This is a genomic window from Mesorhizobium sp. M0195, from assembly GCF_040322115.1.
Lineage (GTDB): Bacteria > Pseudomonadota > Alphaproteobacteria > Rhizobiales > Rhizobiaceae > Mesorhizobium.
Genome location: NZ_JAMYSV010000012.1, coordinates 58,570 through 70,560 on the forward strand (window position 1 = coordinate 58,570; position 11,991 = coordinate 70,560).

The following is an 11,991-nucleotide window of genomic DNA, read 5'->3' on the forward strand; positions in this document are numbered from 1 at the left end:
CACACTTTGCACCATCGTCAAACCGATGGAGCGTTTCGTGCGATCAGTTCTTCAGCAGCAGAAGCCCCGGCACATTGGAGCCATCCGGCCCGTAGAGGGTCAATACGGCAGCACAGGCCGCCGCCTCGCTTCTGTCACTCCAGGCCGCGACGGTCTCGCTGATCTTGCTCCTGACAACGGCCGCTATGACGGGATCGCCGAGCTTGACTTGGTGGGCCGCCAGCATCAAGGCCGCCGCCCCTTCAGCTATCTTGACTTTCGAACAGATTTTCGTGCCCGCAATGGCCTGGCCGATATGGGACATGACGGCCATCTGCGTGTCGGAATAGGCGAAACCCCGCCCGGTCCAAGCCGCGCAGAGCGCCGCCGCCAGTATCAATCGTCGCATCCTGTCCCCCCGCGCAATCTCGGCGTCATCGAAGGTGAGCGCCTGCAGCGCGCACGAGGCTATCACGAGGACTATTCGCTGGCCAAGGCGCTGGCCTCGCTTATCGCGGTCACAGCGATCCTGTTCTGCGCCGCCGTCATTTTCGGAGCGCTGTGATGGGCGCGATGTCAGCATTCGCGGCGGCAATGCAGCGGGCGGGCGGACCTTCGGCCAACGAAGCCGAGTTCTCGGTGGCGATCGCGAAGTTCCAGAACAATGGCGGCAGCTACGAACGCGCGCTGGCGCTGCTCGCTGGCGCCTACGAGACGAGCGGCTCGGGCCATCTGGAAGATGCCGACAAGGGTCATGCGATCTCTGCCCGTGCCGCGCACTCCTATGATGATGAAGCCGGCCAGTTGAATTTTGCCGACAAGGCCATTGAGGCGATGCCGGCTTCATCGTCGCCAGAAAGCAGCGGACCGGGTCTTGTAGGCGGTGCCGAAAAGGCCGTGCAGAAGCTGCCCGGTTCCGCTGCCCCCCAAGGAAACGGGGCCGACCACGTTTCGTGTGCCGACAAGGCTAATATCCAGCTGCCGCGCCCCGTTTCCCCTTCCTATCTCGCCAGTGCCAAGGCGGGGTCGCGCCTCGTCGCGATGACCATCCTGGACAGCTTCAAGGTCCGCGACGGCCGCCCGATCGGCGACGTGCCATGGTCGTCGCTCGACCGGCTGATTGCCGCCGACAGGCACTCGGCAGCCTTCCTGACGCTGATCCGGGACCGGGGCGTCCCTGCCGACAGGAACGCGCCGATCAGACAGTTGGTGAGCGTCGCCGAAGCGCAGCGCCTGCTCCAACAGGCAGCGGAGATGATCGATGCCCACTGACGTTCAGGCGCTCTGCGACGGCATCCGCTATTACTACCGCCAGCGCGCTTTCGCGATGGAGCAGCGCAAGCGCGCCAACCTCGCGCTCGGCTCATTCCTACGCATGGCGCTGGGCTGGTCGCTGGCACAGGCGGCAGCTGATCGCGACGCCATCAAGGCCAAGGCCGCCAACCTCTTGAAGATCGGCGAAGCCGTCAGCCTGCAGGCCGGCAAGCCAAACCTTGAGGTAATCCCCGGCTCAGACGGCGCGGAATACGCAGAATGGCGGGACCTGATCGCTGCATCGATCAAGGCGCGCGCGCCTTTCGACCAGGTCGAAGCCGCCACCAAGAAGGAGATGGCGCGGCTCGCCTCGCAACTGCCGGCCTGGGCGGCATTCGGCGAAGGCGTCAAGGGCTTCGGCGCGGCATCGTTGGCGGCCATCGTTGGCGAGGCCGGGAACCTGTCCGCCTACCCGAAGAAAGGCCACCTGTGGAAGCGCATGGGCGTCGGCCTCGTCGATGGCGTGCGGCAGGGTGACCTGCCGAGAACGGCGTCGAAGGCCGCCTGGATCGCGCATGGCTACAATCGTCAGCGCCGCTCCGCCATGTGGAACATCGGCGATGCGATGATCAAAACCGGTGAGGCCTATCGGGAGGTCTACCTCGCCCGCAAGGCATTCGAACAGGCGAAAGCCACGGAAGCCGGGTTGATCGTCGCGCCGTCGGCCAAGATACCGGCCAAGCGCGCCGCCGAATTCATCAGCGACGGTCACATCCACCGCCGCGCGCAACGCTACATGGAAAAACGCCTGCTGCGCGATCTGCTGCAAGCGTGGAAGCGCTGCGAGGCCGATGCCGAGATGCCGCCTGAGGCCATGAGAGGGGAGCCTCGCAGCGCACCAAAGCTTCTTTCCGAAAAAATAGCCAAAGCCCACAGGGAGGCGATCCATGCTTGACCATCACCGTCCATCGCCGCAAACGCGGCCTGTGCTGCCCGAGGCTGGTGGCGACATACACCCGCGCTGCCGCGAAATGGCGGAGGCGATGCGCGATCTGCACGCAGCCGGCGGCGGCGTTCGTTTCGCCGACCTGATCCAGGCAGACTTCACCTCCGCCGAGATCGTCGAGTTCAAAGACCATGCGGCCAGGCTCGCCAGAGAGTTGAGCATGCGCCAAGTGTCGGCCAGGCCCGATCTGATGGCTGACATCATCGACAAGGCGCGGCAAGCCATGTCTAACCGGCTGCCGTTGCCGCGTGACACCAGGGAAACGCAGGCGCTGATCGTATCGTGGGGCCGCTACTGCGCCGCCCGCGACGCGCTGGTGCGCGACCCGTGGTCGGGCCAGCGCGAGCGCTGCTTGGCGCTGCTGACGCGCTACCTCAACCAGCTGCCGATCTGGCAGGCCAACCGCGAGACCGTCATCCGCGCGGTCGATCAGACGCTGGCCAAGGTGGCGCAATGAACCAGGAGGTGCGCCACATCACCACTGCCAAGCGCGCCGGGGACGCCGTGCGCGGCGTCTCCTCGATCGTTCCGGCGTTCCGGCCAGACGGTTCGGCTTTCGACCTGGTCAATCCCAAGGCCTCCGACATCGACTTCGCTGACATGGCCAATGCCCTGTCCAAAATCGCGCGCTTCAATGGCATCTATCGCTGCGCAGCCTATTCGGTGGCGCAGCATTCGGTCATGGGCGCCGACGCCATCTTCCGGGAGACCGGCGACAGCGTGCTGGCCGGCTACTTCGTGCTGCATGACGGCCACGAATACCCCTTCGGTGACGTGACCCGGCCGGCGGTCGACCTGATCCAGCATTGGGTGGCCAAGCTCGCCGCAGCGGCCAAGCTCGACCGGCCGGAGTTCATCGACAAGCTCGTGCATCGCGCCATCGGCGAGGTGAAGCGATGCATTGATCTCGCGATATACGAGGCGGCGCAGCTGCCCGACATCACCCGCATGCCGCTTTATGTCCGCCAGGTGAAGGATATGGACGACCGGATGCTGGTCGCCGAAGCGCTTGCCCTGTTCGGGCCGAACGCCGACCCACGCTGCATCCCGAAAGGGCTCAAGCCGCCGAGGCTGACCGGGACGATCGAGCCATGGGGCGCGATGAAGGCCGAAATCGCCTTCCTCGAGCGGCTGGAGCGCTATCTCGGCATCGTCGTGAGGGCAGCGTGAGCGAGCCAACCATCCGCCAGTGGCATGACACGGTCGAGCGGCTGCGTGGCGGCGAGCCGCTGCGCCTGTTGATCGGCGAAAAACTCTACAACTCGAGCGAGATCATGCTCGCCGCGCCGTTCGCCGCCAGCCTGCGCAAGGATCTGATCGCCGACATCGAGGCGCAGATCGCCGGCCTGACAGAAGCTCAATCCGCCGAAGGCGACAAGCCCGACCGGGCGTCGGGCCTAATGGCCCGGCCGTCCGCAGCGAGCGGCGAAGCCGCGACAAGCGAAGGACAAAACTAATGGCCGGCAGCGTCAACAAGGTCATCCTCATCGGCCACCTCGGCGCCGACCCCGAAATCCGCCGCCTGAACAGCGGCGACAGCGTCGTCAATTTCCGCATGGCCACGTCGGAAAGCTGGCGCGACAAGACTTCAGGCGAGCGCAAGGAAAAGACCGAGTGGCACACCATCGTCGTCTTCAATGAGAACCTCTGCAAGCTCGCCGAGCAATACCTGAAGAAGGGCATGAAGGTCTATGTTGAGGGCCAGCTGGCGACCCGCAAATGGGAAGACCAGGCCGGCGCGGCGCGCTATTCGACCGAGATCGTGCTGCAGAAATTCCGCGGCGAAATCCAGATGCTCGACAAATCAGACCATCCCGCCCGCAGCCCCGACGATTACGGCACGCAGCGCGGCGGCTCAAGCCGCCAGGAGCGCGGGCCGGACCAGCAGCAATCGCCCGGCATGCGCGAAGCGCTCGACGACGAAATCCCGTTCTAACCAAAGGAGCATGACCATGGCGCAAGCCAGGAAGAAGCCTGTCGTCGCGAAGGCGCGAAACACACTGCAGAACCGTCTGGCCGCCAAGGCGGCAGCAAAGCCGGTCAAGCATGCCGTCGAGGCGAGGGACCAGACCGAAACGCCGGAGGTGACCATCAGGCGCCTAGCTGGAGAGGTGAAGAAGTTTTCAGACTGGTGGCATGAGGACAGACGAAAAGTAGAGCGTCTGGAGGATCAGTTGAAAGCTCTTCAGGGCACCCTTCGCTCGATTTCAAATCTGGCACGCGTCGACATCGGAGGCTTTGTCGAGCGCTGCGATCGCGGCCCATACGACGGACCATATCCCCTTCTAGCCCGCGACTGCGGGCCGGCGATCGTTCGCCGCCCCGTCCGGAGGCCAGCGCCCGGGCGCTTCCGGATCGGACAAGCTCAAGACGGGCGCGGAACGGCCGCGAGGACATGAAGAAAATCAGAGACGCACAGACCATCATCGGCATGCTGGAAGGCGGCGAAGTCGCCGCCGCCATGTCGACCGAGATCACCGAGACGCTGGCCAAGCTTAAGGAGCTCTCCGGCGATCGGCCGAAGACCAAGATCAAGGGCAACGTCACCCTCAAGCTCAATCTCGAGGTCGAGGCCGGCACGGCGACGATCTCGTGCGAGATTGATTCGAAGCGGCCGAAGCCGGCGCGCGGCTCGTCCTTCTACTGGGTGCTGGATGACGGCTCGCTGTCGACCGAACACCCGCAACAGACCGACATGTTCGGCGGCCCGCGCGCGGCATCCGAACGCCAGCAGTCTTGACCCCCAAACCCTCAAACCTGAAGGAAACTTCCCAATGGCCGACAAGACCTCCAACGTTGCAGGCGAAGCGCTGCTTTCGCCCTCGCCCTTCACCGTCGACCTCAACGTCGCGGCATGGCTCGGCGCCAAGGCGGAAGGTGTCGAAATCGCGACGCTGACCAACACCGCCAAGGCTCCCGGCCTGCCCGGTGCTGTCCCGGTCCTGCTCAAGCGCGGCACGGCACCCGGCGTCGAAGGTCTTGAACGCCTGCTCGAACCTTACCGCCAGTTCCCCGCCCGCAAGACCGGCCAGGCGACGGCCCAGACCTTCGAGGCCTTCTGCAACCTGACGCTGCGCCATCTGACCGATCACAGCGCCATCTTCGCCAATATGGACTGGAAGAAGCCGACGCTGACAGCCGTCATCGACTATCACGAGCTTGCCGAAGGCCATGCCAATTTCGGCAAGCACCGCGTGCACTATGCCTTCCCGCTGTCGGAAGAATGGCAGAAATGGGTTGCCGGCGACGGCGTGAAGATGGACCAGGGCGACTTCGCCTGGTTCCTCGAGGATCGCGTCGCCGAATTGTCGTCGCCTACCGAGGAGGAGAAGCTCCAATACGAGCGCGACTTCGCCACCACGATCGCGACGCCGGCGCAGCTGGTCGAGCTGTCGCGCGGCCTGCAGGTCAACGTCGAGAGCAAGGTCAAGGCCTCGACCACGCTGCAGAGTGGCGAAGGCCAGATCGCTTGGGAAGAGACGCATAGCGGCGCCGACGGCAAGGCGCTGAAGGTGCCGGGCATCTTCATGCTGAACATCGCGCCGTTCTTCATGGGCGACAAGGTGCGCATTCCGGTGCGGCTGCGCTACCGGCCGGCGGGCGGCAAGGTCACCTGGTTCTATCAGATCTACAGGCCCGACCAGTTCATCACCGAGCACGTCCGCGACGTGCTCGCCGCAGCGCGCGACCAGACCGGCCTGCCGACCTATGAAGGCACGCCGGAGATGTCGGCGTGAAGACGCCCAACACCATCATCACGGCGCGGGAGGCTTTGCTTCCCGCGCTCGGGCTCGTCAACAAGGCGGTCGAGCGGCGCACCACGATCCCGGTGCTGGCCAACGTCCTGCTCACCGTCGACGCCGCGGCGGGCAAACTGACCATCACCGGCAGCGACCTGGATTGCGAGCTGCGCGCCACACTCGCCTGCCAGGCCGGCCGGGACGAGGCTTTCACGCTGCCGTCGGCGATCCTGCATGATGCCGTGCGCAAGATGCCGGAGGGCGCCGAGATCGCGCTTGTCGCCGAGAAGGATTTCGCCACGCTGAGCGCCGGCCGGTCGCGCTTCAAGATCCAGGTGCTGCCGTCGACAGATTTCCCGACGATGAGCGAGGGCACGTTCAGCCACAGTTTCGACCTCGACGCCGGCCTGTTCGAGCGGATGCTCGACAGCGTCTCCTTCGCCATATCGAGCGAGGAAACGCGCTACTACCTCAACGGCATCTACTGGCACGCCGGCGAGACGCTGAACGCAGTCGCCACCGATGGCCACCGCCTGGCCAAGTTCGCCGCGCCCCTGCCAGAGGGTGCTGCGGGCATGCCGGCCATCATCATCCCGCGCCGCGCGGTCGGGCTGATCCGCCAGTTGATCGGCGAGAAGGGCGCAGTCAAGGTCAGCATGTCGGACACCAAGATCCGCGTCGAGACCGGCCAAGGCACGCTGCTGTCGAAGCTGATCGACGGCAGCTTCCCCGACTATGTCAGGGTCATCCCGGCCGGCAATGCCAACCATTTCACCGTCGAACGCGAAGCACTGGCCAGCGCCGTCGACCGGGTCGGCACCGTGTCGAGCGGGCGCGGCAGCGCGGTGAAGTTCGCCTTCGAGGCCGGCGGCAACCTGACGCTGACTACCAACAATCCCGACGCCGGCAGCGCCAATGACGAGGTGACGATCGACCACGGCGAAGGTGACAGCGTCGAGATCGGCTTCAACGGCCGCTACTGCCTCGACCTGCTCAACGCCGCTGAAAGCAAGCGCCTGGTGTTCAGCCTGGGTGAAGCAGGCTCGCCGACGCTGATCCAGCCCGAGACCGCCGACGAGACCGGCCTCAAGCCGCTCTTCGTCCTGATGCCAATGAGGGTTTGATGATGGACGCCACGCTCTCCAGAAAGAATCTCCATCTCAAACTCGCCTACACGAATTGGCGCGGCGAGACGTCAATCCGGACGATAACCCCGGACAAGGTCTACTATGGAACCACCGAATGGCATCCCGAACCGCAATGGCTGTTAACCGCTTATGACCACGACAAACTTGCTGTTCGCGATTTTGCGCTGAAGGGCTTTGGCCTCTCTCCGGATCGGGAACGCGAGCTCCTCGAAGCCAACAACCGCTACCAGCAGGAGGCGCGCGACGCCCGCGCGGAAGCCGCCGCCCACATAGCGACGCTCGAAGCTGAGCGCGATCGGTGCCATGCCCGTGTGGCGGTGAAGGCAGTCGGCTATCTGTCGAAGAAAGGCTTTGAGTTGATGGCAATGCCGAACCAGGGCGTTCGGGCCATTATCCAGAACACGCAAGACTACGATTTCAACGCGGCGCTCTACCTCGCCCCTGCCACTCTCAGCAATCTGGAAGCGCCAGCCGTGGTGGACGATGCGTCGATAGAGCGTGCATGCGAGGCGTTCACATCGACGTGGGCTGATGAAGAACCTTTCGTCAAAGCTCATTACCAAAAGAACATGAGAGCCGCACTTTCAGCCGCTCTCGTAGCCACCCCGCCTGCTCCTGCCAGTGATGGAGCTGAGGGGCTGGTGAAAGAGCGAGATGAGGCCATCAGCCAAGCGTTGCAGTGGAAGACCGAGGCTGAGCGCCTTCGGGCCGCCCATCGAGCCGATGTCAACCACCCCATGATGACGCTAGAAGATGTCATCACCTGGCTAAAATATCATCGGTTCACGCACAGCGATTGGGCGTCATGGTTCGAAGCACATCCTGACGATCCTCGCATCAAAAGCGGCATTGGGACGGCTGACTTTCATCGGAAGGTAGAGGCACGTTACAATGAAATGATCCGATGTCTCACCACCGCTCTCCAGCCCGCTCCAACATCGGTGGTGGATGGGGAGGCACGTGACGTTATTGAGGAGCTACAGTTCGCGCTACATTCGAATGATCTTGGCATCCAAGACCGCGCCGATCAAGCAGCACGCTTGTATCTCGCCGCCCTCTCCAAGGCCCAAGCCGTCCCAACATCAGATCTTGGCGACGGCCAAGAGGGCGGAGCCTTAGTAGCGTCAGATCAGAACGTCGATGAGAATGAAGCTCCGCCCGCCCCAACGTCGGCGGTGGAAACGTGGCTGGATGCTGACGGCGGCGCCGACATCGTCATGCGGCATACTAATATCGATGGAGTTGAAAATGGCTGACCATTCCTCGATCGAGTGGACGGACGCGACCTGGAACCCGATCACCGGCTGCTCGATCGTCTCGCCCGGCTGCACCAACTGCTACGCTATGAAGCTCGCCGGCACCCGGCTGAAGCACATCGACAGCCGCAAGGGCCTGACGCGCGACACCAAGGCCGGCCCTGTCTGGACCGGCGAAGTGCGGCTCAACCGGCAATGGCTTCATCAGCCGCTCGATTGGAAGAAGCCGCGCCGGATCTTCGTCTGCGCCCATGGCGACCTGTTCGCCGAAAACGTCCCGGACGAATGGATCCTCGACGTGTTCACCGTCATGGCCGCCGCCGACCATCACACCTACCAGGTGCTGACCAAGCGTGCCGACCGCATGCGCGAGTTCCTGTCGCGCCGTGACCTGCTCGAGGACATCTACGTCAACTGGTTCACTTTCACCGGCAAGCCGGCCGAGGTCTATTCCTGGCCGCTGCACAACGTCTGGTGCGGCGTCTCGGCCGAGGATCAGAAGCGCGCCGACGAGCGCGTGCCCGAACTGCTGGCGACTCCAGCCGCGATCCGCTTCGTCTCGGCCGAGCCGCTGCTTGGACCAATCAGGTTCGATCGGATTGGGGAGTTCACCGACACCTTCGAAGACTGCGGCGGTCATCCCGATCCGCACTGGCCGGCGAATGCCCAGGATGCGACTTGGTTGAATGCGCCTGCCGGAAAGATGCAGGCGGAAGCCCGTGATCCCTCCGGAAATCGCCTGGGCGACATCGACATCGGGCTTCGGCATGATGGCGGAAAGCTCGACTGGATCATCGTTGGCGGCGAGAGCGGCCCGGGCGCGCGGCCCATGCATCCCGCCTGGTCGCGCTCGATCCGCGACCAGTGTGCCGCTTCAGGGACGGCGTTCTTTTTCAAACAATGGGGCGAGTGGGCACCGCAAATCGGCGCTGTCGACGGGTGGACGCTCGACGACAATCCGGAAATCAGCCGGTTCGAACACCGTGAATGGGAAGACGGTCGCTGGAGTGAGCCCTTCTGGCCCATGTGGTGCGATTGGCAGGATGGCAACTACGACGAAGAACAATGCGTCTCGCGGATCGGCAAGAAACGTGCCGGCCGGCTGCTCGACGGCGTCGAACACAACGCCATGCCGGGGGTCAGCGCATGACCATCAAGCATCAAGGCATTTGCGGCGTCGTGACGGCACCTGACGGGCACGTGGTCGCCACCCACTCGGATTTTGAACGCCAGGGCTACGGCGGCTTCAGTCTTAAGGAGGCGCAGACCATCCGTGTCCGGGAAGGTCTCAAGCGAGCGTTCCTGCGCGTGTTTCTGTTCCAAGGTCTCACCAGTAAGACGAGCGGCTATTTCTGCGATCAGTTCTGGGAGAACGCCATGGAGCATGGCTACCGCATGGAAACCTTCTCAATCGGTTACGAGGTGGCGGCATGAAAGCGCTGACAATCTGGCAGCCATGGGCGACGCTGATCATCGCCGGCGTCAAACCCTACGAGTTTCGCGGCTGGCCGGCGCCGAAGGCGCTGCGCGGCACAAGGATCGCCATTCATGCCGGCGCGCGGCCGGTCAGGAAAGCCGAGTTGGCGGACCTGATAATCCGCCTGCGCTCGACCGAATCGTGGTCAACCGCGCTGAAGCCGGAGGCGCTGGCCATGCTCGAGCGCTGGCATTCCAACCCGTTCGCGCTGCCGTTGGCCTCGATCATCGGCACGGCAATGCTGGGCGAGCCGAAGCGCGCCCACGATATCGTCGCCGAATTCGGCGCGAAGCTGAATGACAGCGATCGCGACGAGCATACCAACTGGGCTTGGCCGCTGTCCGACATCGTGCCGCTGGAGCCGATCCAGCCGGCGAAGGGTTTGCAGGGCTTCTGGGATTGGAGGGCATAGGTGCACGCCCTGCCCTACATCTATCGCTGGGATCGCCACGGCCGCAAAGGCCAGCCCTGCGCCGCGACGGCACGCAGCAAGCCAGGCGCGGCCTCATTCGCGCTGCCGGGCTTCGGACTGCCCAAGCCGGCCCGCTTCAACTCGATCCGCGTCGAGTTCGCCGACGGCTACAAGATGGTCACCAGCGGCAACGCCATCCGAAAGGCAAGGCCATGAACCGGGACGAGCGATTCGTACCGCGCTTCATGACCGACCAGGAGCTGCGCGCCTGGTTCGGCCTGTCCGAGCGCGCGCTCGACCGGCTGCGCGCCACGCGCCATTTTCCACGCCGCGACGAGCTTGTGAACAAGACCGATCGCCGTTCCGTCGAAGTTTTCTTTGACCGGCGCGCCGGTTTGGACTCTCCTTCCCGTACCGGCGGCATTCCCGCCGCCGTGGACGGAGAGGAAAATTTTAATGACTGAACAGCGAAAGGACCGGCCGGGCTACAAATACCGGCCAAGGGCGAACGGCAGCCGCGCCCATTATTGGGTGCCGCAGCGGGCCTGCAAGACGGCGCCGAAGGCGCTCGACCCGCGGCCGATCACCGATGAAGCGATTGCCCAAGCCCTGCTTGAGCATCCGAACGTCACAACCGACGACCAGGCCATCTCGAAAATCTGCCGGACCTGGACCGATGAATTGCTCGCCGATCTGGAAGGCCACGGCAAGAGCCCGGAATATGACGGGTCTGTCGCCTCGGCGGTGCTTGTCTACAAGACGCATCCGCAATCGCCCTATCAGGCGTTGAAGCACCCGACCCGCATTCGTGACTATGATCCCTCGCTGAGGCTCATCATCGACACCGTCGGCAAGCGCCTGGTGCGCAACCTGGTCGGCTCGGATTTCCGCCGCTGGTTCGAGCAATGGGGATCGAAGGGCCGCACGCGCCGTGCCCATGGCGCCATCCGCAAGCTGCGATCGGTCCTGTCCTTCGGAACGACGGAACGCCTGGCTGGCTGCGCCCAGGCGCGCGAGATCCTGTCCTTGATGGAATTCGCCACACCGGACCCGCGCCGCGTCAAGATGGAATACAGGCACGCGCTCGCCATCTGCGCCACGGCGATCAGGCTGAAGCGGCCGTCGATCGCGCTGACGCAGGCGCTGCAATGGGACACCGCGCTGCGCCGCATCCACATCATCGGCGAATGGCTTCCACTCGAGGCCGGCGATGCCGGCGGCATTGTGCGCGGCACCACCAAGTGGCGCGGCCTGACGGTGGCCGACATCTCGGCCGACCATGTCCTGACCGTACCGATCACCGCCAAGAACAAGGCGGCGACCGAGCACGATCTGAGCAAATGTCCATTGGTGCAGATGGTGCTGAGGCGCATCAAGCTGCCCGCCTTCGGGCCGTTGATCGTCTCGGAAGCGACCGGCCTGCCCTACCGGGAAAACTATTATGCCACCGACTGGCGCGAGGTGGCGACCGCGGCGAAGGTGCCGGCAAGCGTCTGGTCGATGGACACCCGCGCTGGCGCGATTTCGGAAGCCGAGATCGCCACCGATCTCGAATCTGCCCGCAAGATGGCCGGCCACACCACCACCAAGACGACGCAAGGCTACGTCCGCAACGGCGACCTCGACAACAACCGCAAGGTGGCCGAGGCCCGAGCCAAACTAAGACAGTGACACGCCAGTGACACGCGTGACACGGCGCATCTTTTAGAAAGCGATTTC

General features: G+C 64.1%; 19 protein-coding genes. 18 read left to right on the forward strand and 1 reads right to left on the reverse strand.

Features of this window, described 5'->3' with window-relative positions; all coding sequences use genetic code 11:
* Positions 1-43: 43 nt before the first annotated feature.
* Positions 44-304 (reverse strand): hypothetical protein, encoded by a 261-nt coding sequence (locus NKJ12_RS21600; RefSeq protein ID WP_352704981.1) that lies wholly within the window; start codon positions 302-304, stop codon positions 44-46.
* On the opposite strand from NKJ12_RS21600, the gene NKJ12_RS21605 reads away from it, so the two are divergent.
* The 18 genes from NKJ12_RS21605 to NKJ12_RS21690 are packed head-to-tail and all read left to right on the forward strand — an operon-like array spanning position 296 to position 11,943.
* Positions 296-544: a hypothetical protein gene (locus NKJ12_RS21605; RefSeq protein ID WP_352704983.1), complete on the forward strand. Its 249-nt coding sequence runs from the start codon at positions 296-298 to the stop codon at positions 542-544. The two genes, NKJ12_RS21600 and NKJ12_RS21605, sit on opposite strands and share 9 nt — an antisense overlap.
* Positions 544-1,251, forward strand: coding sequence for a hypothetical protein (locus NKJ12_RS21610; RefSeq protein WP_352704985.1), 708 nt, complete (start codon positions 544-546; stop codon positions 1,249-1,251). The genes NKJ12_RS21605 and NKJ12_RS21610 overlap by 1 nt, the downstream gene beginning before the upstream one ends.
* Positions 1,241-2,188: a hypothetical protein gene (locus tag NKJ12_RS21615; RefSeq protein WP_352704987.1), complete on the forward strand. Its 948-nt coding sequence runs from the start codon at positions 1,241-1,243 to the stop codon at positions 2,186-2,188. The genes NKJ12_RS21610 and NKJ12_RS21615 overlap by 11 nt, the downstream gene beginning before the upstream one ends.
* A complete protein-coding gene (locus NKJ12_RS21620) occupies positions 2,181-2,696 on the forward strand; it encodes a hypothetical protein (protein ID WP_352704989.1) in 516 nt (171 codons plus the stop codon). Before NKJ12_RS21615 ends, NKJ12_RS21620 begins: the two co-directional genes overlap by 8 nt.
* Positions 2,693-3,409: a hypothetical protein gene (locus NKJ12_RS21625; RefSeq protein ID WP_352704991.1), complete on the forward strand. Its 717-nt coding sequence runs from the start codon at positions 2,693-2,695 to the stop codon at positions 3,407-3,409. Before NKJ12_RS21620 ends, NKJ12_RS21625 begins: the two co-directional genes overlap by 4 nt.
* Positions 3,406-3,696 carry a hypothetical protein gene (locus NKJ12_RS21630; RefSeq protein ID WP_352704993.1) on the forward strand — a complete coding sequence of 97 codons (291 nt, stop codon included), beginning with the start codon at positions 3,406-3,408 and terminating at the stop codon, positions 3,694-3,696. The genes NKJ12_RS21625 and NKJ12_RS21630 overlap by 4 nt, the downstream gene beginning before the upstream one ends.
* Positions 3,696-4,175, forward strand: a complete 480-nt coding sequence (gene ssb, locus NKJ12_RS21635) for a single-stranded DNA-binding protein (RefSeq protein ID WP_352704995.1) — start codon at positions 3,696-3,698, stop codon at positions 4,173-4,175. Before NKJ12_RS21630 ends, ssb begins: the two co-directional genes overlap by 1 nt.
* 16 nt (positions 4,176-4,191) lie before the next feature.
* Positions 4,192-4,638: a hypothetical protein gene (locus tag NKJ12_RS21640; RefSeq protein WP_352704997.1), complete on the forward strand. Its 447-nt coding sequence runs from the start codon at positions 4,192-4,194 to the stop codon at positions 4,636-4,638.
* Complete coding sequence (locus NKJ12_RS21645; protein WP_352704999.1) at positions 4,635-4,979, forward strand: YfdP family phage-associated protein; 345 nt, start codon at positions 4,635-4,637, stop codon at positions 4,977-4,979. Before NKJ12_RS21640 ends, NKJ12_RS21645 begins: the two co-directional genes overlap by 4 nt.
* Before the next feature lie 34 nt (positions 4,980-5,013).
* The gene (locus NKJ12_RS21650) at positions 5,014-5,976 is read left to right on the forward strand and encodes a DUF2303 family protein (RefSeq protein WP_352705001.1); all 963 of its coding nucleotides are present in this window, start codon (positions 5,014-5,016) and stop codon (positions 5,974-5,976) included.
* On the forward strand, positions 5,973-7,103 hold the full coding sequence (dnaN, locus tag NKJ12_RS21655; RefSeq protein WP_352705003.1) for a DNA polymerase III subunit beta: 1,131 nt from the start codon (positions 5,973-5,975) through the stop codon (positions 7,101-7,103). Before NKJ12_RS21650 ends, dnaN begins: the two co-directional genes overlap by 4 nt.
* Positions 7,103-8,383, forward strand: a complete 1,281-nt coding sequence (locus NKJ12_RS21660) for a hypothetical protein (protein ID WP_352705005.1) — start codon at positions 7,103-7,105, stop codon at positions 8,381-8,383. Before dnaN ends, NKJ12_RS21660 begins: the two co-directional genes overlap by 1 nt.
* Positions 8,376-9,533 carry a DUF5131 family protein gene (locus tag NKJ12_RS21665; protein ID WP_352705006.1) on the forward strand — a complete coding sequence of 386 codons (1,158 nt, stop codon included), beginning with the start codon at positions 8,376-8,378 and terminating at the stop codon, positions 9,531-9,533. The genes NKJ12_RS21660 and NKJ12_RS21665 overlap by 8 nt, the downstream gene beginning before the upstream one ends.
* Positions 9,530-9,817, forward strand: a complete 288-nt coding sequence (locus NKJ12_RS21670) for a hypothetical protein (protein ID WP_352705007.1) — start codon at positions 9,530-9,532, stop codon at positions 9,815-9,817. The genes NKJ12_RS21665 and NKJ12_RS21670 overlap by 4 nt, the downstream gene beginning before the upstream one ends.
* On the forward strand, positions 9,814-10,272 hold the full coding sequence (locus NKJ12_RS21675) for an ASCH domain-containing protein (RefSeq protein ID WP_352705009.1): 459 nt from the start codon (positions 9,814-9,816) through the stop codon (positions 10,270-10,272). The genes NKJ12_RS21670 and NKJ12_RS21675 overlap by 4 nt, the downstream gene beginning before the upstream one ends.
* Positions 10,273-10,488 carry a hypothetical protein gene (locus NKJ12_RS21680; RefSeq protein ID WP_352705011.1) on the forward strand — a complete coding sequence of 72 codons (216 nt, stop codon included), beginning with the start codon at positions 10,273-10,275 and terminating at the stop codon, positions 10,486-10,488.
* Positions 10,485-10,736, forward strand: coding sequence for a hypothetical protein (locus NKJ12_RS21685; protein ID WP_352705013.1), 252 nt, complete (start codon positions 10,485-10,487; stop codon positions 10,734-10,736). The genes NKJ12_RS21680 and NKJ12_RS21685 overlap by 4 nt, the downstream gene beginning before the upstream one ends.
* Positions 10,729-11,943 carry a hypothetical protein gene (locus NKJ12_RS21690; protein WP_352705015.1) on the forward strand — a complete coding sequence of 405 codons (1,215 nt, stop codon included), beginning with the start codon at positions 10,729-10,731 and terminating at the stop codon, positions 11,941-11,943. Before NKJ12_RS21685 ends, NKJ12_RS21690 begins: the two co-directional genes overlap by 8 nt.
* Positions 11,944-11,991: the final 48 nt, after the last annotated feature.